We start from the raw sequence: 20588 nt of genomic DNA on the forward strand, positions 1-20588 counted from the left end.
GCTGGTGCCCCCCCGGGGGGGGTGGTGGCTCCACCGCGGTGTGGGGGGCCCAGCGCCGCGCCGGCCCCCTCCGGCCCTCTGGGCCACCTCCCCCAGAGGGGGAGGATCTGGTTCGTGATCCCCGCTCACCCGTCCCCCTCCAGGAACCGCACCAGCGAGGCGTTGAAGCCCTCCGCGTCGGTCACCGTCGAGGCGTGGCCGCCCCAGGGCAGGACGTCGAGCACGGCGTTGGGCAGGCGCTCGGCCAGGCGATGGGCGCAGGTGACGGGCACCAGCATGTCGTCGGCTGTGGCGCTGACCAGCACCGGGTGGGGGATGCGCGGCAGGTCGGCGTCGACGTCGAAGGCCAGCAGGGCGCCGATGCGCGCCAGCATCACCTCGCGCGGCGGGAAGCCGGCCACATGGTGCGGCTCCTCGGCGGCCAGGCGGTCGCTGTTCTGCGAGATCCAGGTCGCCGGATAGAGGAACAGGGCCTGGGCGTGGACATAGGCTGCCGGACCGGTGTCGTTCAGCAGATGCAGGCGGGTGTCGAAGCAGCGCTTGATGTGCGGATCGGGCCGCGACCAGCCGTTGACGACCGCCAGCTTGTGCAGGCGATCAGGGTGGTTCAGCGCCAGGGCCAGGCCGGCGTTGCCGCCGGCCGCGTGGCCGACCACGTGGGCCTTGGCGATCCCCAGGGCGTCCAGCACCTGGACGATGTCGTCGGCCATGTCGGCGACGGCGTAGGGCTTGCCGGAGGGCAGCTCGCGGACGCTGCGGCCCGTGCCGCGGTGGTCGTACAGCACCACCGGCCAGCGCGCCGTCAGGGCCGCCATCTGCGGCCCCCAGAAGCTGCCCGAACCGCCCAGGCCCGACGACAGCAGCACGACCTCGCGGCCCGCCACCGGGCCGCCGTGGAGTTCGTAGTGGATGCCGTCGACGGTCCCTGAAGTCATGTCCGCACCCCACACCGCTCATCCCCGCGAAGGCGGGGACCCAGGCTGACTCTCAGGTGCTGGCACGGCCGAACCGAGATCGGCTGACTCGGCTTGGATCCCCGCCTGCGCGGGGACGCTCGGAGAAAAAGGGACGGGGTCGGGACCATGCGGATCAGCGTTTGCCGATGTGCGCGACGGTGGCGATCTCGACCAGGAAATCGGGGCGGACGAGGCCGCACTGGATGCAGTAGCGGGCCGGCTTGTCGCCCGGGAAGTACTCGGCATAGACCTTGTTGATGGTCTGGTAGTTGGCCCAGTCGGTCAGGAAGATGTGGTTCATGGTCACGTCCTCCATCGTTCCGCCGGCGGTCTCGATCACCGACTTGATGGTCTCCAGCACCTGCCGCGTCTGGCCCTCGGCGTCGCCGACATGGGCGACGTTGTTGTCCTTGTCGAAGGCCAGGGTGCCCGAGACGTAGACGATCCCGTCGGCCAGCGTGCCCGGCGAGAACGGCGCGATCGGCGTGCCCGTGCCGGGCGGGGTGATGACGGTCTTGGGCATCTGGTCCTGTCCTTCTGATAATTAAGTTCTTCATTCCGTCTGCGGACGGAAAGCCGCGCCGGGCAAGCGTTTGAAGCGCCTATTTCGGCGCGATCTGGCCGAACGCGCCCTTGAAGTCGGCCACGGTCGAGACCCAGCCGAAGAAGGTCTCGATGTTGTAGAGCGTGGCCTTCTGGACGAAGTCGGGGCCGGCTTGGTGGGTGGCGTCCTCCAGCACCGTGCCGAAATATTCGAGGAAGAAGCCGTCGCGCAGGGTCGACTCCACGCAGACGTTGGTGGCTATGCCGACGAAGACCAGGTTCTTGATGTTCCGCGACCGCAGCACGCTGTCGAGCTGGCTGTTGAAGAAGCCGGAATAGCGGGTCTTGTGCAGCTGGATGTCGCCGGGCTGGGGCGCCAGTTCGTCGACCAGCTCGTAGTCCCACTGGCCCCGCGCCAGCAGCTTGCCCTGCAGCTGCGGCTTGGCGCGCATGGTCTTCAGGGCGTTGGACTTCCACCAGTTGGGCGAGCCGGGGCCGCCGGCCTCGACATACTGGTCGTCCCAGCCGTTCTGGAAATAGATCACCTGCATGCCGGCCGAGCGGGCCGTCTCGAGCACGCCCTTGATCTGCTGGATGCAGGCGGCCGCGCCGCTGATGTCGAAGCCGGCCAGATCCAGATAGCCGCCCGGCGAGGCGTAGGCGTTCTGCATGTCGATGACGATCACCGCCGTCCGCTCGGGCGCCAGCGGGATCGGCTCGGGCCGGGCCGGCAGCATCACGGAGTCATCGGTGGCGATCATGGACGCGCTCTTCCCTCAGGTACGGCTCTGGCGGCCGCATCCTGGGCGTCATGGAAGATCAATCTACGCGGCGACGCAATACGATCGATCCGACGGCGCCCCAGGATGGGTGCAGAGCGGATCGACCATCACCATGAGCCGACGAACAGCGGTCAAGCGCCTGGCCGGCGTGTCGCGTGCGCGCCCGCGGCTGCTCGTTCAGGCGTCGGCGTCGGGGGCGTCTTCGCCCAAAGCTTGGGCGCCGGACGGGTCGGGCAGGCGAACGCTGAGGGTGCAGACCAGGCCCGTGGGCAGGTATTCGAACGCCGCCTCGCCCTTCAGTTCGCTGCGCAGGCTGGCGGCGATCAGGCGCGAGCCGAAACCCTTGCGCTCGGGCGCGGCCGACAGCCTGGGGCCGCCGCTTTCCACCCAGCGCAGGGCCAGGCGCTGCGGGTCGAGCGGGTCGTGGCGCCAGGTCACCTCGACTCGGCCGTTGGGCGTCGACAGGCCGCCGTACTTGCTGGCGTTGGTGGCCAACTCGTGGAAGACCATCGACAGGGCCAGGGCGGCGCTGGGCGGCAAGGCGGCCGGCGGGCCGTCGAGGCGGGCGCGGTCGCCGTAGGGTTCGAGGGTTTGGCGCAACACGTCGGCGAGGTCGGCGCTCTCCCACACGGTGCGGGTCAGCAGGTCGTGGGCGCGGGCCAGGGCGTAGAGCCGCTCGTTGAAGGCGTCGAAGCCCGGCGCCGCCTCCCCCTTGCCCAGGCTCTGCAAGGCCAGGGACTGCACCGTCGCCAGGGTGTTCTTCACCCGGTGGTTCAGCTCGTTGATCATCAGCTGCTGGCGGGCGTTGGCGCGCTTTTCCTCGGCCTCGCGGGCGCGCAGCTGGTGGGAGGCGGCGTGCAGGGCGGTACGCACCTCGCCGATCTCGCGCAGGCCGCCGCTGGTCTGGGCCGGCATCTCGCCGCCCGAAGCCATGATCCGGGCGTCGGCGACCAGGGCCCGCACCTCGCGCGAGATGCCGCGCGAAAACAGCAGGGCCGCGGTCGTGCCGATCGCCAGCAGCACCAGGCCCGCCGTCACCAGCAGGGTCAGGGACGACAGGTTGGCGCGTTCGAGCTCGCCCCGGGGCACGCCGACGATGAAGGTCCAGCCATAGGTCGGCGAGCGGCTGAAGGCCGAAAGGGTGGGCGTGCCGTCGAGGGTGTAGGTCTCCAGCACCCCGTCATTGTCACGGGCCATGGCGGCGAGCATCGGTTTGCTGGCCGAGCGGCCGAGCATCTTCGCCTGGTCCTTCGACCGGGCCACCAGATGGGCGTTGCGGTCGACGATGCTGGCCGTCCAGCTGTGCGGCACGCCCTGGGCGGAAAACAGCGGGGCGAAGGCCGCCGGCGTCTGGATATAGGCCAGGTCGTAGAGCTCGCCGGCGACGATCACCGGCATGTCGATGGCCACGATCGGCTGCTTGGCCACTGTGCCGAAGGTCAGGTTCGAGACGGTGGTGCGGCCCGTACGCACCGCGGCCCAGCGGTCCGGCGGCAGGCCGGCGCTACGCGGCGGCGCTTGGCCGGGAGGCAGCCGGGTGTTGACCACCTGGCCGCGCGGCGAGATCAGCACGATCCAGGCCTCATGGGCCCCGATGGCTGCGCGGGCCTGGCGCTCGAAGCTCTCCAGGTCGCCCGAAGCCAGGGCGGGCGAAACGGCCAGGGCCTGCAAGGTGCTCTGCCCCTGGGCCAGCTGGCGATCGACGGCCAGGCCCAGGGCTCGGGTGGTGGCGATCAGCTGCTGCTCGTAGCGAGCGCGGCTCTGGCCGTATTCGGCCCGGGCCAGCAGGGCCATGAACACGATGGCCGGCGCGACCAGGCACAGGGCCATGATCAGCAGCCGCCGCCTGACGGTGGGCGGTCCTGCGGCTGCGGGGACGACGTCGACCTGGGTCATGTCTCTGGCCAAGCTCGAGCGGCTCCAACTTGAGGTCGCAAGAGGAGAGGGTGCGTGGCCCGGTCGGTCAAGCTCCCCGCGACATCCCGTCGCGGTTTGGCCGTCGCGGTTTGGCGATCTCGGTTTGCCAACCAAGGCTAGGGACGTCCCTCCAGCCGTTCCAGCAGCGCCTCCCTATAGGTGCGGCTGGTCACCACCTCGGCGCCGCTGGCCAGGGTCAGCCGCCAGGAGCCGTCCGACAGCGGCTGGGCTTCGCGGACATGGGCGAGGTTGACCAGGCTGGAGCGATGGGCGCGGGCGAACTGGCGGGGGTCGAGCCGGGCCTCCAGGCTCTGAAGCGTCGCGCGCAGCAGGCCTTCGCGGCCGGCCCAGTGGACGACGACATAGTTGTCGGCGGCGCCGAACCACTCGACCGCCGCGATGTCGACGGGGATGCGCCGAGAGCCCGACATGACCATCAGCCGCTCGGGCCGCGGCGGCGCGGCGACGGTGCGGGCTTGGGCCAGGGCGGCTTCCAGCAGGGCGTTGCGGCCGCGGGCCTCGGCGGCGCGGCGGTGGTGTACGGCGGCCAGGCCGACGGCGACGATGGCCGAATAGAGCAGGATGCAGACCGGCGCGCGGCCCAGCACGGCGCCCCACAGGTCGCCGCCCCGCAGCATGGCGCGGTCGATCAGGCTGGAGGCGATCGCTTCCAGCGGCACGACGGCCAGGCCGGCCGCGAAGCTGGCGGCCACGCCCTTCAGGCCCGCTCCGAACCGGCGCAGGACCAGCCAGACGACCGCCGCCGCCGGCAGCCAGGCCGCATAGATCGCGCCCTGCCAGGCCAGGGAGGCGGCGACGCCCAGGGTCTCGCCGCGTCCGGCCGCGAACCGCCGGGCGAACCAGGCGGCGCTGACCGTGGTCATGCCCCAGCTGTAGACGGTGAAGGCCCAGACCCAGGCGGCGGTTGGCGCGGCTTTCAGGCGAGCGACCAGCATCGCCGCTTTCGGACCACCAGGACCGCGATCCAGCCGATCGCCAGGGGTTGGAACAGCAAGGTCGGCCAGAGCTGGCTCCATGGCGTCGGCAGGACAGTCAGGAAATTGCCCGAGAAGGCGCTGAGCACCGCGCCATAGGCGCTCAGCATCTTCGCAAGATGCTCGTAGGTCCAGAGGTCGGGCGAGAACGGCCAGTCGCCTGGCCGCGCGTACCGCCAGAGGTCCCAGCCGCCATAGAGGAGGGCGGCGTAGACCAGGCCGATGGTCGGGGCGGGCGGGCTGTTCGAGGCGCCGGTCAGCAGCAGGACCAGCACCCAGACGCCGATCGCCATCACGGCCAGGGTCGCGGCCCAGTCCAGGGCGGTGGCGCGCTGGCGGCGATCAAGGTTGGGCCGCTTGCGGCGCAGGACCCGGACCCCCGAGAACAGGGTGAGGCTCGCCGTCGCCGACAGGGCGGCGAAATAGGCGTTGAAGTGCAGCGCCGTCATCACCCAGGCCGCCGCCAGCAGCGTTCCCATCAGTCCGACGAAGATCCGCCCCGCTAGCCGGTGCAGTCGCGAGCCCTTGCGGGCCAGGATCGGAACGAGGCCGGCCGCGACGGCGGCCAGGCCACAGGCGACGTGCAGGGCGAGGGCGGGGGAGAAGAGGCTGTCCATGGCCGCCACCCTGGCGGTGGGGTCTGTCGTCGGCGAGAACGCAGGGGCGAACGGCGGCGAGGCGGGGCGAAAGACGGCGGCCCGGCCGCTACCGGCCCAGCCCTTCCAGCGCCGCGATCAGCGGGGCGAAGGCTTCGGGCGGGGCGTGGCCCTGGTCGAGCAGCAGGTCGTCGAGGTCCCGCGCCAGGTCGGTGACCTGGGCATAGCCGAAGATCCCGGCCGAGCCGGCCAGGCGGTGGACCACGAAGTGGCGGTCCTTGGTCGAGGTCTCGGGCGCGCGCAGCCGCGCCAGGTCCTCGGTCACGCGGGCCAGGAACTTGGCGCGCAGCGGGGCGAGGGGATCGGTCATCGCGCCAGGATGGCCCGCACGTCCTGGGCCAGGGTCATCGGATCGAACGGCTTGGTGATCACGTCGGCGGCGCCGAAGCCCAGCAGGCGCGCCCGTTCCTCGGCCTGGGCGCGGGCGGTGATGAAGATCACCGGCGCGCCGTCGAGATCGCCGCGCTCGCGCAGCTTGGCCAGCACGGCCGGGCCGTCCATGTCGGGCATCATCACGTCGAGCAGCACCACGTCCGGGCGCCAGGGATCGCCGTCGAGCATCGAAAAGGCCTGCGCCCCGCCGTCGGCCGCCCGCACCTCGATGCCCGGATCCAGCTCCAGCGAGAAGGTGGCCACTTCGCGGATGTCGGCCTCGTCGTCGACGTAGAGCAGTTTGAGGTCGGTCATCGGCGTCTCTTGGAATCGGCGTCCGCGGCGAGCTTGCGCACAGTTCGGGCCAGCTGGTCCAGAGTGGTCTTGGACTTGGTCAGAACCGCGTCGACCGAGGCCGCCAAGGCCTTGTCTTCGAGCGTCTGGGCCGAAAACACGATCACCGGCACGGAGCGCTCGCCGTTGTTCAACTCACCCAGAAGTTCCACGCCGTTGCCGTCTCCGAGGCCAAGGTCGAGGATGAGCACGTCGGGACGATTGAGCGTCAGGGCCGCCCGGGCGGCGCGCACGCTGTCGGCATGATGGATCGTGCAGCGCTCCTGCAGGGCGTCGCGGACCACGGCGTGGACGTCCGGGTCGTCCTCGACGTGCAGCACCTCGATGCGGCGGGCGTCGGCGTGGCCGTTGACGGCGCGGTGCACGGCGGTGCGCAGGCGATCCAGGTCGATCGGCTTTTGCAGCCAGTCGACGACGTCCAGCGCCTCGCCCCGACCTTCGGCGGCCTCGGCCGAGATCACCAGGGCGGGGATGTCGCGGGTATTGGCGTCGGCGCGCAGGCGGCGCAGCAGGTCCAGGCCGCTGCCGTCGGGCAGGCGCACGTCGGTGACGAAGGCGTCGAAGCCGCCGATCTCCAGCACCGCGCTGGCCGAGGCGACATCGCCGACCGTGTGCACTCGCACCCCGGCCTGGCGCAGGGCCTCGGACAGGATGGCGGCGATGTCGGGGTCGTCCTCGCACAGCAGCACCCGCGCCGAGCCCTCGCTGGTGTCGATCACCCGGGGGCGGGTCTCGATTGTCGCCAGCTCGAACTGGAAGGTCGCGCCCTGGCCGGGCTCGGAGTCGAACCACAGCCGGCCGCCGTGGCGCTGGACGATCTCGCGCGAGATGGCCAGGCCCAGGCCCGTGCCGCCCTTCTGGCGGGTGTCGGAAGCGTCGGCCTGGGCGAACTTGGAGAAGATGCGGTCGCGGAAGGCCTCGGGCACGCCGGGGCCGTGGTCACGCACCGAGAACCGTAGCAGCCCCGCCGCCGGGCTCTCGACCTTGACCTCGACCACCCCGCCGGCCGGCGAATACTTGGCGGCGTTGGACAGCAGGTTGGCGGCCACCTGGGCCAGGCGGTCGGCGTCGCCGCGCACCGGTCCCAGGTTCGGCGCGACCTCCAGGGCGAAGCTCACGCCCAGCTGGCCGCCGAGGCCGGCCATGCCATCGACGGCGCGCTGGGCCAGTTCGCCCAGGTCCAGCGGCTGGAGGGAAAACTCCATCTGGCCGGACTCGATCTTCTCGATGTCGAGGATGTCGTTGATCAGCCGCACCAGGCGCTGGCAGTTGTTGTGGGCGATGCCCAGCAGGCGCGCGGCGCGCTCGGGCAAGGCCCCGGCCGCCCCGCCGACCAGCAGGCCGAGCGAGCCGGCGATCGAGGTCAGGGGCGTGCGCAGCTCGTGGCTGACGGTGGAGACGAACTCGGCCTTCAGCCGCTCGACCCGGCGGCGCTCGGAGATGTCGCGGATCGAGGCGGCGATGCGCTCGCCCTCGGGCAGGCGCACCAGGCCGATCGAGGCCTCGACGGGGAAGGTGGTCCCGTCCGGCCGATAGGCGATGAACTCGCGCAGCACGCCCTTGGACAGGTCCTCGCCGCCGGCCAGGTGCTGGACGAACAGCTGGCCGCGGTCGGGCAGGTCGACGAACTGGGCCAGGGCCCGGCGGACCAGGGTCTCGCGCGGCAGGCCGAACATGACCTCGGCGGCCTTGTTGACCGTCTCGATCGTGCCGCTGGGATTGAGGGTGACGATGGCGTCCTGGGCGTTGTCGAGGATGGCGTCCAGGCGCCCGGCCGTGGCCTGGGCCACGGTGAACAGCTGCTGGCGGGCGCGGATCTGGCGCGACAGCAGCAGGAAGGCGGCCAGCAGGAACACCACCAGCACCACGAACAGGGCCTGGGTCAGGCGTTCGGTGCGCAGGGTCAGGGCGTCGTTGGCGGCGATCCGGCGGTCGAGGGCGGCCTTGTCGGCGGCCTGCAGCTCTTTGATGACCTCGCGGATCTGGTCCATGATCACCTTGCCCTTGCCGCTGGAGACCAGGGTCCGGGCCGCGTCGTGACCTTGTTCGCGGCGCAGGCGGATGCCGTCGGCCATGGTCCGCTGCTTCTGCTCGATCAGGGCTTCCAGCCTGTCGAAGACTGGGTCGTCGCCAGCGATCAGGTCGCCGACGTCCTCCTGGCGCAAGCTGCGCAGCGAGGCCAGCTGGCTGGGCAGGCGGCGCTGGGCGGCGTCGTAGGGCTCAAGGAACCGGTCCTGGCCGGTGATCACGAAGCCGCGCTGGCCGGTCTCGGAATCCTGCATCAGCGAAAACACCGTCTGCAGCTGCATGCGCTGTTCGTAGGAGTGGTCGACCGCCTCGCGCAGCACGCGGCCGCGGGTGAACTCGCGCTGGATCTCCCAGGTGGTCAGCAGCAGCAGCAACGGGGCGATCACCAGGCCGAGGATGACCGAGATCAGCAGGCCGCGCTGCTCGCGGCGCAGGAGGAAGCTGGTCATGATCGTGCGTTTCCTCGCGGCTTTCGAGTCGCACTTTACGGCCGGTCGAGGGCGCGACTCAACGCGGCATTCCCGTGACGCTTTTCCGGGGTCTCTCCACCCGACGTTGACTTACCCCGGGTCACGCCGAAACCTTGTTCTTCGAACGGCCGCGTCAGACGGCTTCACCGGGAGAGCAGTGATGAGCCACGACGCCGTCGATTTCGCCCGTATGCCGACGCTGGGCGACGTTCCTCGCTATCACGCCCAGGTGCGCCCCGACGCCATCGCCTTCGCCTTCGAGGGTCGCGAGACCAGTTTCGCCGCGCTCGACCGCAGCACAAACCAGGTCGCCCGGGCCCTGATCGCCGAGGGCCTGAAGCCCGGCGACCGCATCGCCTATGTCGGCAAGAACAGCGACCACTATTTCGAGCTGCTGCTCGGCGCGGCCAAGGCCGGGGTGGTCATGGCCCCGATCGGCTGGCGCCTGGCCCCGGCCGAGATCGCCTACATCGTCGCCGACACCGAGGCGAAGATGGTCTTCGTCGGTCCCGAACTGGTCGAGCATGTCGGCGAGGTGGCCAAGCTGTTGGAAGGACCGCGCCCGCCGGTCGTGGCGATGGAGGCCAGGGACGAGAGCGACCCGCCCGCCTATCCCGCCTGGCGCGACGCCCAGGACGACGGCGATCCGGCCGTGCCGATCGCCTCGTCCGAGGTGGTGCTGCAGCTCTACACCTCGGGCACCACCGGTCGGCCCAAGGGCGCGATGCTGACCCACGACAATCTGCTGGCGATGCGCAAGGCCGCCGCCGAGCAGACGGCCATGCCCTGGAACGTCTGGGGGCCGGACGACGTCAGCCTGGTGGCCATGCCCGTCGGCCATATCGGCGGCACCGGCTGGGGGCTGGTGGGGCTGTTCAACGGGGCCAAGGGCGTGGTGGCGCGGGAGTTCGATCCGTTCAAGGTGCTGGACTTCATCGAGCACGACCGGGTGTCGAAGATGTTCCTGGTGCCGGCCGCCTTGCAGATCGTCGTGCGCCTGCCGCGCGCTCGCCAGATCGACTATTCGCGGCTGAGCTACATCCTCTATGGCGCGGCCCCGATCCCGCTGGACCTGCTGCGCGAGAGCATAGAGGTGTTCGGCTGCGGCTTCGTCCAGCAGTACGGCATGACCGAGACCACCGGCACGGTGGTCTATCTGCCGCCGGAAGACCACGATCCGGCCGGCAACACCCGCATGCGCTCGGCCGGCCTGCCCATGCCGGGGGTCGAGCTGCGCATCCTCGACGAGGCCGGCGGCGTTCTGCCTGCGAACACCGTCGGAGAGATCGCCGTGCGCAGCGCCTCGAACATGGCCGGCTACTGGAAGCTGGACGCGGCCACCGCCGCGACCATCGACGCCGAGGGCTGGCTGCGCACCGGCGACGCCGGCTACCTGGACGAGGACGGCTACCTCTTCATCCACGACCGGGTGAAGGACATGATCGTCTCCGGCGGCGAGAACATCTATCCGGCCGAGGTGGAGAGCGCCGTCTACGGCCACCCGCATGTCGGCGAGGTGGCGGTGATCGGCGTGCCCGACGACAAGTGGGGCGAGGCGGTCAAGGCGGTGGTCGCGCCCAAGCCCGGGATCACGCCCGACGCCGACGACATCATCGCCTTCGCCCGCACGCGGATCGCCCACTTCAAGGCCCCCAAGAGCGTCGACTTCGTCGAGGCCTTGCCGCGCAACGCCTCGGGCAAGATCCTGCGCCGACAGTTGCGCGAGCCCTATTGGGTCGGGCGCGAACGACGGGTGAACTGATGGCCGATCCCCTTTCGCGCGCCGCCGCCCGCCTGCTGACGCCCGACGGCGGACCGGCCATCGACTTCTCCGCCCCGGCTGGCGCGGCGGCCCTGATCGGTCCGGACTCGGTGTCGTGGCGGGTGTTCAAGAACCCGGTGTCGTTGTTCGTCGGCGGGATCACGGCGGTGATCCTGGAGCTGGCCGAGCCGCGCGTGCGCTCGGGGGTCTGGGACCATTCCAGCTTCAAGGCGCAGCCGCTGAAGCGCTTGAAGCGCACGGGACTGGCGGCCATGGTCACCGTCTACGGCCCCCGCGCCGTGGCCGAGAAGATGATCGCCGGCGTGGTGCGCATGCACGGTCACGTGACGGGCCAGACGCCGGGCGGCGTCGCCTACCAGGCCAACGATCCGGTGTTGCTCGACTGGGTGCAGGCCACGGCCAGCTTCGGCTTCATCGCCGCCTATGACGCCTATGCCAGCGCCCTGAGCCCGGCCGAGCGCGACGCCGCCTTCGCCGAGGCCGCCCCCGGCGCGCGGCTCTACGGCGCGACCGGCGCCCCGACCAGCGAGGCCGAGTGGAAGCGGCAGCTCGCCCTGATGCTGCCGAGCCTGGAGCCATCGGACATCGTCTTCGAGTTCCTCGACATCATGACCAGGACGCCCCTGCTGCCGGGGCCGCTGCGGCTGATCCAGAAGCCGCTGGTGCGGGCGGCTGTGGAGATCACGCCGGTCGAAGTGCGCGCGCGGCTGGGCCTGGGCGAGGCCTGGCAGTTGAACGGCGTCGAGCGGCGGCTGGTGCGCCTGGCGGGCGCCAGCGCCGACAAGGTGCCGATCAAGGGCTCGCCGGCCGTCGAGTCCAGCCGGCGCATGGGCCTGCCCGACGACTACCTCTATCGCCCCCCCTATCGTCGAGGGGCGGCCTGAGGCAGTCTCGCCCCAGCAAGCATGACCTGGGGAGGGCATGATGAGCGAGATGCAGGCCAGGACACCCTGGCACCTGTGGCTGGTGGGCGGGTTCGCCGTGCTGTTCAACGCCATCGGCGTCTTCGACTTCGTGATGAGCATGGCCCAGGGGCCGGCCTACATGGCCAAGGCCGGCATGACCCCGGCCCAGATTGACCACTACCAACAGATGCCGGCCTGGATGACCGTGGTCTGGGCCGTCGGCGTGTTCGGGGCCTTCGGGGCTTCGGTGCTTATCCTGTTGCGCAACAGGCTGTCGGCCCCGGTGTTCGCCGTGTCGCTGGCGGCCTTCCTGCTGAGCCTGGCCTATACCTACGTCCTGACCGACGGCGGCAAGATCATGGGCTCTCAGATGGCCGTCACCAGCGCGGTGATCGCCTTCCTGCTGGTGCTGTTCATGCTCTACGCCGGCTGGCAGGCCCGGCGGGGCGTGTTGCGATAGGGCTGGCTCGATATGTGTCCAAGGCACATATCGCTGCGGCTAACGCCTCTTTTTTCTTAATGCGGTCAATTTGTCCTGCATTTCTAGGCGCTGCATTTCATGCAGCTCTGCCAGTCCAGTCGGGTAATATGGCGTTCGTATATCGGAGATAGTAATTCGATCGCTCATTCCCAAGCTTCGTGAAATTTTCTCGATAATTACAAGGAAACGTTCAGCGGCTCTGTCGCCTTCTCGGCGAATGGTGTCGTCCGTTGCCGCGCGAAAGTGGGCAAGAGCGTCCCGAACTTCGCGATCATCTATAAAGGCCAAGTCTATGAGATTGAGCGCTGTTACGCAGTCCGGGTGAGATATGTGGGCTCTATTTTGTAATAGGGTGGTGAATATCATCATTTTTAGGCGGCGCTGCTCGTCGCTTTGCGCTGAATCTCGGCGCAGTTGTTCTGCAAACTGCGCGGCTAATCGTGGAGCTCTGAAACTGGCCCATACAGCGACGCAGGCTGCTAAAAAGGTCAAAGCTGAAGCGATTGCTTGAACGCCTTCAGCAGAAAAAATGCCTCTCAAAATGCACCCTCCCTTTGCGCTCTAGCTACTACGAGTCGAGCTTGGGATAGCGTTGATTTTTCGAACCTTAAACCAAAGCCGACGCCACCAGCGCCGCCGCGAAGGCGACCAGGCCAGCTATGGTCGAGGCCACGGTCCAGCTCCGAAACGTCTCGGTCTCCGACAGGCCCAGATACTGCCCGACCAGCCAGAACCCCGCGTCGTTGACGTGGCTGACCACGGTGGCGCCGGCGCCGATGCCGATCACCACCAGGGCGACCTGATTGGCGTCCAGCCCGGCGGCGGCGGCCAGCGGCGCTGCCAGGCCCGCGGCGGCGACCATGGCGACGGTGGCCGAGCCCTGGGCGATGCGCATGATGGCGGCGATCAGGAAGCCGAACACCAGCGGCGACAGGTGCGCGCCCTCGACGGCGGTGGTCAGGTGGGCGCCGGCACCGCTGTCGATCAGCACCTGCTTGAAGGCCGCGCCCGCGCCGATCACCAGGGCGATGGCCCCGGCCGGCTCCAGCGCTCGCCCCGCGATGCCCAGCAGCCGATGCCGGTCGACGCCGCGTCGGCGCAGCAGCACCCAGGCGTAGCCGCAGGCCACGGCCAGGGCGACGAACGGGTGGCCGAAGAACTCCAGCCCCGTCCGGACCGGTCCCTCCGGCAAGGCGGCATGGGCCACGGCGCCGGCGACGATCAAGACGAGTGGGGCCAGCATGCCGACCAGGGCTGGCCACAGGCCGATCAGGGCGTCGGCGCCGCCGTCGTCAGCGACCGGAGAGGTCTCCGGCGCGACGTAGGATCCCTTGCGAAAGGCGGCCAGGGCGTAGAGCGGTCCGGCGACCAGCACGGCGGGAATGCCGCAGGCCAGGCCCCACAGGGCGATACGCCCATAGTCGGCGTGCAGCAGTTCAGCCGCCGCCACCGGTCCGGGATGCGGCGGCAGCAGGCCGTGCATCACCGCCAGGCCCGCCAGCACCGGCAGGGCGACGAAGGCCACGGCCTTACCCGAGCGCTGGGCCACGCCCAGCATCAGCGGGGCCAGGATGATCAGGGCGACGTCGAAGAACAGGGGGATGCCGACCAGGATGCCGATCGTCGCCAGGGCCCAGGGCGCGCGGCGCACGCCGAAGCGGTCGAGCAGGGCGCGGGCCATGACGCCGACCCCGCCGCCGGCCTCCAGCAGGGCGCCGAAGATCGAGCCCAGGCCCAGAATCACCGCCACGAAGCCCAGGGCTTCGCCCGCGCCCTTCTTGACCGAGGCCAGCACGCTGACCGGCTCGGCCCCGAAGGCGATCCCGGCGGCGATGGCGGTCAGCAGCAGGGCGAAGAACGCCGGCAGTCTGAGTTTGAGGGTGGCAAAGACCACCAGGGCGACCCCGGCGGCGACGACCAGCAGGGTCCAGAGCGGGCCGTTCACGCGAAGCTCACGGGCGTGAGGATCGCCGTGGCCGGATCGCGGCCCTTGCCAGGCGCGGTAATGGTGAAGGCCCCGCGCAAGCGGATGTCGGCCGAGGACGAGCCGATCATGACCTCGACCTTGCCGGCCTCGATCACCCAGCCCGCCGGGCTCCAGATCGCCAGCTGGGCGGGCGTCAGGGTGAAGCTCACCCGCTTCTTCTCGCCGAGCGCCAGGGTCACGCGGACGAAGCCGCGCAGCGCCTTGACCGGCCGGGCGATGGTGGCGACAGGGTCGCGGACATAGAGCTGCACCACCTCGTCGGCGGCGACCGATCCGGTGTTGGCCACGGTCAGGGCGATCTTCACCGCCCCGCCGGGCGTGACAGTATCGCGGTCGAGCGTCAGGTCGGAATAGGCGAAGGGCGCGTAGCTCAGGCCATGGCCGAACGGGAACAGCGGGCCGATGTCGACGTCGTGATAGCGGGCGGTGTCCTTGGCCAGATCCGGATCGGCCGGGCGGCCGCTGGGCGTGTGGGCGTAGAAGGTAGGCGACTGGCCCGTGGCGCGCGGGAAGCCGACCGGCAGGCGGCCGCCGGGCGCGGCCTTGCCGAACAGGATGTCGGCCAGGGCCGGACCGGCCTCGACGCCGAGGAACCAGGTGGCCAGCACCGCCGGGGCCTTCTCCAGCACCTCCGGCGCGACCAGCGGACGGCCCGACGGCAGCAGCACGACCACGGGCTTGCCGGTCGCCAGCACGGCGCGGGCCAGGGCGCTCTGCGCGCCGGGCAGCGACAGGTCCGAGCGGCTGCGGGACTCGCCGCTGTGGTCGAAGTCCTCGCCGACCATCAGCAGCACGAGGTCGGCGGCCCTGGCGGCCTCGACAGCGGCGGGGATGCCGGTCTCATCGAGGCTGCGCGGCGAGGCGCCGGCGACGTGGACGATCTCGGTTCCGGCCGGCGCGGCGGCTTGCAGGGCCGGCAGCAGCGGGGCGACGTCGGCGGCCTGGCCGCGCGCCTTCCACGAGCCGAGTTGGGAGAGATTGTCGGTCGCCAGGGCGCCGATGACGGCGATCTTCCTGGCGCTCGGCGCGATCGGCAGCAGGCCGCCGTCGTTCTTCAGCAGCACCACGGCCTTGCGCGCCGCCTCTCGGGCGATGGCGCGGTGCGGCGGGCTGAGGAACACCGTCTTCTCCCGCTCGACGTCGCCGAAGCGGTAGGGATCGTCGAACAGGCCCAGCCGCATCTTGGCGGTCAGGATCCGGGTCACGGCCTGGTCGAGCAGGGGCGCCAGCGACGGATCGGCGGCGATCGCCGTCTTCAGGTGGGCCGCATAGACGCCGCTGGCCATGTCCATGTCGACCCCGGCCTTCAGGGCCAGGGCGGCGGCCTGGACGGGTGTCTCGGCGATCCCGTGGTTGATCAGTTCGAGGATGGCGTTCCAGTCGCTGACCACCAGGCCCGGCCAGGTCCACTGGGTCTTCAGCACGCCGCGCACCAGGGCGGCGTTGGCGGTGGTCGGCGCGCCGTTCAGGTCGTTGAAGGCGGTCATCATCGTGCCGGCGCCCGCTTTCGCGGCGGCGTGAAACGGCGGCAGATAGACCTCGTTCAGCGTCCGGTCCGACAGCTCGGCGGCGTCGTAGTCGCGGCCGCCGGCCGCCGCGCCATAGGCCCCGAAGTGCTTGGCGCAGGCCAGGATCGAGTCCTTTCCCTCGAGTCCTTCGCCCTGGAAGCCGCGCACCTGGGCGTCGGCCATGACGCTGCCGAGATAGGGATCCTCACCGGCGCCCTCGACGATGCGGCCCCAGCGCGGGTCGCGGGCGATGTCGACCATCGGGGCGAAGGTCCAGTGCAGGCCGCTGACCGCGGTCTCGACCGCCGCCATCCGCGCCGTGGCCCGCACGATCCCGGGATCGAAGGTCGCGGCCATGGCCAGGGGCACGGGGTAGAGGGTGCGAAAGCCGTGCACCACGTCGATGGCGAACAGCAGCGGGATCTTCAGCCGCGACTCCTCGACGGCCGTGCGTTGCAGCTCGCGCAGGAACGCCGCCCCCGCCACGTGCAGGTACGAGCCGACCCCGCCCTTGCGCACCAGCTCCAGCGCCGTCGCGTCGATCTTGGAGTTCAGCGATTTCTGCCGGCCGCCGGCCGGCTGATGGGTCTGGCCGATCTTCTCGTCCAGGGTCATCTGCTTGAGGAGGGCGCGGACCCGAGCCTCCTGCGTGGCCGCGAGCGCGGGCAGGGCGGACGCCAGGCCCGAACCCAGGCCCAGGGCGGCGGCGCCGGTCAGCAGCGCCCGGCGATGCGGTCCCTCGCTCATGGTCTCGTCTCCCTTCGATCGTCGAACGCGGTCGTTAGGGGGCAGAGCACTATGCTTTGACAACGCTGTCAATGCGAGAGGTTGCGTGACCTCAACGGCGGGTGGTCCTGACGAAGCTGGCGATGGCGTCGGCGCTGGCCTCGGGATGCTGGTGCTGCGGGCCGTGGCCCGAGCGCGGGAAGGTCAGCAGCTCCAGCGTCGGCAGCTGGCCGTTCAGGGCGTACCAGTTCTCGATCGGGCAGATCAGGTCGTGGTCGCCGCCGATATGCAGGATCGGGATCGTGGTGGTCTTCAGGATGTCGAGAATGGCCGGAGCGGGGAACGGATTGGCGCTGGGCTTGTCGCCGAGGCTGGCCGCCGCCCAGGCGTAGGGCACGGGTGGGCTGAGGTCGGTCTTGCGGGCGGCGATGCGGTCGTGCGAGCGGCGGGCGGCCTCGCGGCTGGCCGGGGACCTGGGCTCGAAGAACAGGATCACCTCGTCCTCGAAGTCGTTCTCGCGCGCCGCGGCCTGGTAGAACAGCGGCTCGGCCAGCTTGGCGACCGGCCCGGGCGGTGTCGTGCCGATCAGAACTAGGTGGTCGATCTTGCTGGGGAAGATGCTCAGCGCGATCTGGGCGGCGATGCCGCCGAGCGACCAGCCGACCAGCACGACCGACTTCAGGCCCAAGGCCTCGATCAGGTCGCCGGCGTCCTTGGCCCAGGAGGCCGGGTTCAGCGACTTCTCGCCGGTCGACAGGCCCAGGCCCGTATAGTCGAAGGTGATGACCTGGAAGCCTTGCGCGGCCAGGGAGTCGAGAAACAGCGGATCCCAGGCGTCGAGATTGCCGCGGAACCGCGTGCACAGGACCATCGGAACGCCCTTGCCGACGGTGCGGTAGGCCAGCCGCCGCCCGCCGACCTCGACATAGTTCGTCGGCGCGGCCACGGCGCCCGGGCCGGCGGCCTGGGCCGATCCCGCGCTCAACGCCCCTGCGCCGAGACCGATCGTCAGGGCGCCGAGCAGGACGTTGCGGCGCGATCCGGACAGGCGAGCATCGAGCGAGGAAACCATGGGCGGGCGCCTTTTCGGCCGGGCGTTGAGATCGCCCGATCCTGGCCCGCGCCCGCCGGCGCGACTTGGACATTCGGTCCGCGCGGTTTGGGACGGAACGGCCCTACTCCGCGGGGCCGACCCCCAGGCTGTCCATGGCGCGGGCGACGTTCTCCAGGGTGTAGGGCTTCTGGACGACCAGCCGGCCGCGATGGTCCAGCGGCAGGTTGGCCTGTTCGCCATAGCCGGTGGCGAACAGGAACGGCACGCGTAGCTCGGCCAGGCGGTCGGCGATCGGATAGCTGTTGCGGTCGCCCAGATTGATGTCGAGCACCGCCACGCTCGGGGGATTGGCCTCGATGCTGTCGAGCGCGCCCTGCACCGTCGCGGCCGTGACGACGCTGTCGGCGCCCAGGCGGTTGGCGATGTCCTCGGCGTCCAGGGCGATGATGAGGCTGTCCTCGACCAGCAGCAGGGACTGGCCCTGCAGGATCTTCGACGGCGGCGGATGCTGGTGGCCGGGCGAGGAGCGCGGATACTTGATCGCCTGCTGGCCGCTGCCGGTGCGCGGTTCGGACAGGTGGCGGGCGGGAATGTTGAACACCGCGCGAAAGCCCTTGGGGTCGTAGTCAGTCTTCACCGTGCCGCCGAGGTCGTAGGGCACCGAGCGTTCGATGATCGTGGTGCCGAAACCCTTGCGCGTCGGGGGAACGACCGGCGGACCGCCGGCCTCGCGCCATTCCACCGCCAGGTCGCCGCCGGCGTTGCGGTGCCAGCCGATCGTCACCTGGCCGCCGGCTGCCGACAGCGCGCCGTACTTGTTGGAGTTGGTGACCAGCTCGTGGAACACCAGGGCCAGGGTCGAATAGGCCTGCGGGTTCAGCGACACCGGCTCGCCCTGCACGGCGATGCGGTCGCGCTCGTCGACGAAGGCGGCGGCCTCGGCGTCGATCAGGGCCTGCAACGGCGCGGGACCCCAGTGGTCGTCGGTGATCTGGTTGTGGGCGCGGGCCAGGGCGTGGATGCGCCCGTCGACGACCTTGACGAACTCGCCGATGTCGCCGCCGGACGGCAGGGACTGGCGGATCAGGCCGCGGATCAGGCCCAGGATGTTGCGCACCCGGTGGTTCAACTCGGCGATCAGCAGCTCCTGGCGGGCGCTGGCCTGCTGGCGCTCGGCCGAGGCTTCGTCGGCCAGGCGCAGCACCACCTCGATCAGGGTGGCGCGCAGGGTCTCGGCGACACGGATCTCCGAGCCGGTGAACGGCTGGGCCCGGCCCTCGACCAGTTCCTTCCACTCGGCGAAGCTGGCGCGCGGCGTCAGGCGCGGCCCGTTGGGGCCGTACTCCACCGGCTTGTGCGGGTCGCCCGCCCAGCGCACCGAATGGATCAGCTCCTTGCGGAACAGCACGACATAGTCGCGGGGCGAGCGCGAGATCGGGATGGCCAGCATGCCGGCCGCGTCCGAGGCGAAGGCCTGGGCGTCCGGCACCAGCGAACCGATGTGGTCGGTGGCGAAGACCTTGCCGGCGGCCGTGCCGTTCAGGCCCCGGACGATGCGGCGGAAGTCGTCCAGCGGCGGCACCGTGCCCGAAAAGGCGTGGTTGCCGCCCAGCCACACGCCCACCCCGTCGGCCGGGATGGCGTTGGTCAGGATGTCGCCCAGCCAGTCGGGGTCCTTCAGCAGGGTCTCGTCCGAGGCGACGGCGCCGAGCAGCTGGTCGGAGATGTCGCGGGCGCGGCGCTCGTACTCGACCGTCTCCTGCCGCTCGCGGCTTTCCAGCCGCATCGAGAACATCTGGGCGAACAGCTCGCTGACCGAGCGGCGCTCGAAGGTGGGGCAGCGCGGCGAATAGTGGTGGCAGGCGAACAGGCCCCACAGCTTGCCCTCGACGACGATCGAGATCGACAGCGAAGCCTGCACGCCCATGTTCTTCAGATATTCGATATGGATCGGCGAGACCGAGCGCAGCACCGACAGCGACAGGTCCAGCGGCTGGCCGCTCTCGTCGCGCTGGGGAAGGATCGGCACCGGCGTGGCGTTGACGTCGGTGATCACGCGCAGAAGGTTGCGGCGATAGAGCTCGCGGGCCTGGGCGGGGATGTCGGAGGCCGGGTAGCGCAGGCCCATGAAGGCGCCGATGCCCGAGCGCGCCGCCTCGGCCACCACCTCGCCCGAACCGTCGGCGGCGAAGCGGTAGACCATCACCCGGTCGAACTCGATCAAGGCCCGCACCTGGCGCGCGCCCTCGCGATAGAAGGCGGCGAAGTCAGGGGCGCCGTCCAGGCGGGCGATCATCGAGCGCACCATGCCAGTGGCGTCGCCGTGCTCGCCGGACGCCGGCTCGGCCTCGATGACGATCTGTCCGGCCGAAAAGTGCAGGGCGATGTCGAACTTCTGACGGCCGGCGACCAGTTCCAGGTCGAAGATGCGCTCGACCGAGTCCGCGCCCCGCAGCAACGCGGAGCGGTTGCGCAGGTCGTGAATCGCCTTGGGCAGGAACAGCTCGAACAGCGGCTTGCCGAACAGCTCGTCCGGCTCGCGACCGATGAAGTCGCCAATATTGGCCGAGACGCGGGCGACCAGCCAGTCGGCGGTCAGGGCCACCAGGAAGCCGATGGGCTGGATGGCCCCGAGGATATGGATGGGTTCCCGGTCGCAGTTGGTCAGGTCGACGCGGGGCGTATCGGTCGTCAAGGCGGGCAGGCTCCAGAACGCCGGTCAGGCGCCCCTGTGGAGCTTGGCCGTACGCGCGAACTGCTCAGAACGCTCGCGGCTTTTCCGGGTTCCCTGGGAGGGAACCTTCAGGCTTCGCCCTGATGCTCCACGTGGCCGTCGACGACCTCGGTGCGGGAAAACACCTCTTCCTGGCCGTCGAGCAGCAGTTCCTCGGCGGCGACGTGGTCACGTTCGGCCTCTTCCAGCACCTGGCGCAGGGCCTCGACTTCGGTGTCGGCCTCGACCAGTACGCTGCGCAGGGGGGCATGGCCGTCGCCCAGTCGGATCTCGATGCGCCATTGGGCGGTCATGGTCGGGTCTCCCTTCAGCCAGACTGATAACGCAAGGCTTCCGC

Annotated in this window: 18 protein-coding genes; 3 read left to right on the forward strand and 15 right to left on the reverse strand. The window is 70.2% G+C overall.

The features are described 5' to 3' along the window. Positions 1 to 125 precede the first annotated feature (125 nt). The 9 genes from rutD to I4Q42_RS24550 all read right to left on the reverse strand — a co-directional run bounded on the left by rutD (position 126) and on the right by I4Q42_RS24550 (position 9052). Positions 126 to 935, reverse strand: a complete 810-nt coding sequence (rutD, locus tag I4Q42_RS24510) for a pyrimidine utilization protein D (protein WP_198578726.1) — start codon at positions 933 to 935, stop codon at positions 126 to 128. A gap of 154 nt (positions 936 to 1089) precedes the next feature. Then, positions 1090 to 1479 carry a pyrimidine utilization protein C gene (gene rutC / locus I4Q42_RS24515; RefSeq protein WP_198578727.1) on the reverse strand — a complete coding sequence of 130 codons (390 nt, stop codon included), beginning with the start codon at positions 1477 to 1479 and terminating at the stop codon, positions 1090 to 1092. Between the two features lie 79 nt (positions 1480 to 1558). Next, positions 1559 to 2260: a pyrimidine utilization protein B gene (gene rutB, locus I4Q42_RS24520; RefSeq protein WP_198578728.1), complete on the reverse strand. Its 702-nt coding sequence runs from the start codon at positions 2258 to 2260 to the stop codon at positions 1559 to 1561. A gap of 198 nt (positions 2261 to 2458) precedes the next feature. After that, positions 2459 to 4189, reverse strand: coding sequence for a sensor histidine kinase (locus I4Q42_RS24525; RefSeq protein ID WP_332873149.1), 1731 nt, complete (start codon positions 4187 to 4189; stop codon positions 2459 to 2461). A gap of 125 nt (positions 4190 to 4314) precedes the next feature. Beyond that, positions 4315 to 5154: a LytTR family DNA-binding domain-containing protein gene (locus tag I4Q42_RS24530; RefSeq protein ID WP_232793425.1), complete on the reverse strand. Its 840-nt coding sequence runs from the start codon at positions 5152 to 5154 to the stop codon at positions 4315 to 4317. Next, positions 5136 to 5810, reverse strand: a complete 675-nt coding sequence (locus I4Q42_RS24535) for a DUF2306 domain-containing protein (protein ID WP_198578729.1) — start codon at positions 5808 to 5810, stop codon at positions 5136 to 5138. Before I4Q42_RS24535 ends, I4Q42_RS24530 begins: the two co-directional genes overlap by 19 nt. Positions 5811 to 5898: 88 nt before the next feature. After that, positions 5899 to 6159 carry an Hpt domain-containing protein gene (locus tag I4Q42_RS24540; protein ID WP_198578730.1) on the reverse strand — a complete coding sequence of 87 codons (261 nt, stop codon included), beginning with the start codon at positions 6157 to 6159 and terminating at the stop codon, positions 5899 to 5901. After that, positions 6156 to 6536, reverse strand: coding sequence for a response regulator (locus tag I4Q42_RS24545; RefSeq protein ID WP_198578731.1), 381 nt, complete (start codon positions 6534 to 6536; stop codon positions 6156 to 6158). The genes I4Q42_RS24540 and I4Q42_RS24545 overlap by 4 nt, the downstream gene beginning before the upstream one ends. Next, entirely contained in the window at positions 6533 to 9052 is a 2520-nt protein-coding gene (locus tag I4Q42_RS24550; protein WP_198578732.1) for a CHASE3 domain-containing protein, read from the reverse strand. Before I4Q42_RS24550 ends, I4Q42_RS24545 begins: the two co-directional genes overlap by 4 nt. A gap of 181 nt (positions 9053 to 9233) precedes the next feature. On the opposite strand from I4Q42_RS24550, the gene I4Q42_RS24555 reads away from it, so the two are divergent. The 3 genes from I4Q42_RS24555 to I4Q42_RS24565 are packed head-to-tail and all read left to right on the forward strand — an operon-like array spanning position 9234 to position 12221. Further along, positions 9234 to 10835, forward strand: a complete 1602-nt coding sequence (locus I4Q42_RS24555) for a fatty acid--CoA ligase (RefSeq protein ID WP_198578733.1) — start codon at positions 9234 to 9236, stop codon at positions 10833 to 10835. Next, the gene (locus I4Q42_RS24560) at positions 10835 to 11740 is read left to right on the forward strand and encodes an oxygenase MpaB family protein (protein WP_198578734.1); all 906 of its coding nucleotides are present in this window, start codon (positions 10835 to 10837) and stop codon (positions 11738 to 11740) included. Before I4Q42_RS24555 ends, I4Q42_RS24560 begins: the two co-directional genes overlap by 1 nt. A 40-nt stretch (positions 11741 to 11780) precedes the next feature. Further along, positions 11781 to 12221 (forward strand): hypothetical protein, encoded by a 441-nt coding sequence (locus I4Q42_RS24565; RefSeq protein WP_198578735.1) that lies wholly within the window; start codon positions 11781 to 11783, stop codon positions 12219 to 12221. Between the two features lie 39 nt (positions 12222 to 12260). On the opposite strand, the gene I4Q42_RS24570 is transcribed toward I4Q42_RS24565, so the two are convergent. The 6 genes from I4Q42_RS24570 to I4Q42_RS24595 all read right to left on the reverse strand — a co-directional run bounded on the left by I4Q42_RS24570 (position 12261) and on the right by I4Q42_RS24595 (position 20544). Continuing rightward, on the reverse strand, positions 12261 to 12782 hold the full coding sequence (locus tag I4Q42_RS24570; RefSeq protein WP_198578736.1) for a DUF6680 family protein: 522 nt from the start codon (positions 12780 to 12782) through the stop codon (positions 12261 to 12263). A 67-nt stretch (positions 12783 to 12849) separates the two neighbouring features. Next, a complete protein-coding gene (locus I4Q42_RS24575) occupies positions 12850 to 14187 on the reverse strand; it encodes a GntP family permease (protein ID WP_198578737.1) in 1338 nt (445 codons plus the stop codon). Then, positions 14184 to 16484, reverse strand: coding sequence for a glycoside hydrolase family 3 N-terminal domain-containing protein (locus I4Q42_RS24580; protein ID WP_198578738.1), 2301 nt, complete (start codon positions 16482 to 16484; stop codon positions 14184 to 14186). The genes I4Q42_RS24575 and I4Q42_RS24580 overlap by 4 nt, the downstream gene beginning before the upstream one ends. A 91-nt stretch (positions 16485 to 16575) precedes the next feature. Beyond that, positions 16576 to 17535, reverse strand: coding sequence for an alpha/beta fold hydrolase (locus I4Q42_RS24585; protein ID WP_198578739.1), 960 nt, complete (start codon positions 17533 to 17535; stop codon positions 16576 to 16578). Between the two features lie 103 nt (positions 17536 to 17638). After that, positions 17639 to 20212 (reverse strand): HWE histidine kinase domain-containing protein, encoded by a 2574-nt coding sequence (locus I4Q42_RS24590; protein WP_232793426.1) that lies wholly within the window; start codon positions 20210 to 20212, stop codon positions 17639 to 17641. Positions 20213 to 20319: 107 nt separating this feature from the next. After that, positions 20320 to 20544 (reverse strand): hypothetical protein, encoded by a 225-nt coding sequence (locus I4Q42_RS24595; RefSeq protein ID WP_198578740.1) that lies wholly within the window; start codon positions 20542 to 20544, stop codon positions 20320 to 20322. Between the last annotated feature and the right edge of the window lie 44 nt (positions 20545 to 20588).

It is taken from the genome of Caulobacter hibisci (assembly GCF_016135805.1).
Taxonomy (GTDB): Bacteria; Pseudomonadota; Alphaproteobacteria; order Caulobacterales; family Caulobacteraceae; genus Caulobacter; species Caulobacter hibisci.

Bases quoted from the DNA above. Each gene is read 5' to 3' on its own strand.
- rutD (WP_198578726.1), bottom strand. From the start codon at position 935: ATGACTTCAGGGACCGTCGACGGCATCCACTACGAACTCCACGGCGGC.
- rutC (WP_198578727.1), bottom strand. From the start codon at position 1,479: ATGCCCAAGACCGTCATCACCCCGCCCGGCACGGGCACGCCGATCGCG.
- rutB (WP_198578728.1), bottom strand. From the start codon at position 2,260: ATGATCGCCACCGATGACTCCGTGATGCTGCCGGCCCGGCCCGAGCCG.
- I4Q42_RS24530 (WP_232793425.1), bottom strand. From the start codon at position 5,154: ATGCTGGTCGCTCGCCTGAAAGCCGCGCCAACCGCCGCCTGGGTCTGG.
- I4Q42_RS24535 (WP_198578729.1), bottom strand. From the start codon at position 5,810: ATGGACAGCCTCTTCTCCCCCGCCCTCGCCCTGCACGTCGCCTGTGGC.
- I4Q42_RS24540 (WP_198578730.1), bottom strand. From the start codon at position 6,159: ATGACCGATCCCCTCGCCCCGCTGCGCGCCAAGTTCCTGGCCCGCGTG.
- I4Q42_RS24545 (WP_198578731.1), bottom strand. From the start codon at position 6,536: ATGACCGACCTCAAACTGCTCTACGTCGACGACGAGGCCGACATCCGC.
- I4Q42_RS24550 (WP_198578732.1), bottom strand. From the start codon at position 9,052: ATGACCAGCTTCCTCCTGCGCCGCGAGCAGCGCGGCCTGCTGATCTCG.
- I4Q42_RS24555 (WP_198578733.1), top strand. From the start codon at position 9,234: ATGAGCCACGACGCCGTCGATTTCGCCCGTATGCCGACGCTGGGCGAC.
- I4Q42_RS24560 (WP_198578734.1), top strand. From the start codon at position 10,835: ATGGCCGATCCCCTTTCGCGCGCCGCCGCCCGCCTGCTGACGCCCGAC.
- I4Q42_RS24565 (WP_198578735.1), top strand. From the start codon at position 11,781: ATGAGCGAGATGCAGGCCAGGACACCCTGGCACCTGTGGCTGGTGGGC.
- I4Q42_RS24580 (WP_198578738.1), bottom strand. From the start codon at position 16,484: ATGAGCGAGGGACCGCATCGCCGGGCGCTGCTGACCGGCGCCGCCGCC.
- I4Q42_RS24585 (WP_198578739.1), bottom strand. From the start codon at position 17,535: ATGGTTTCCTCGCTCGATGCTCGCCTGTCCGGATCGCGCCGCAACGTC.
- I4Q42_RS24595 (WP_198578740.1), bottom strand. From the start codon at position 20,544: ATGACCGCCCAATGGCGCATCGAGATCCGACTGGGCGACGGCCATGCC.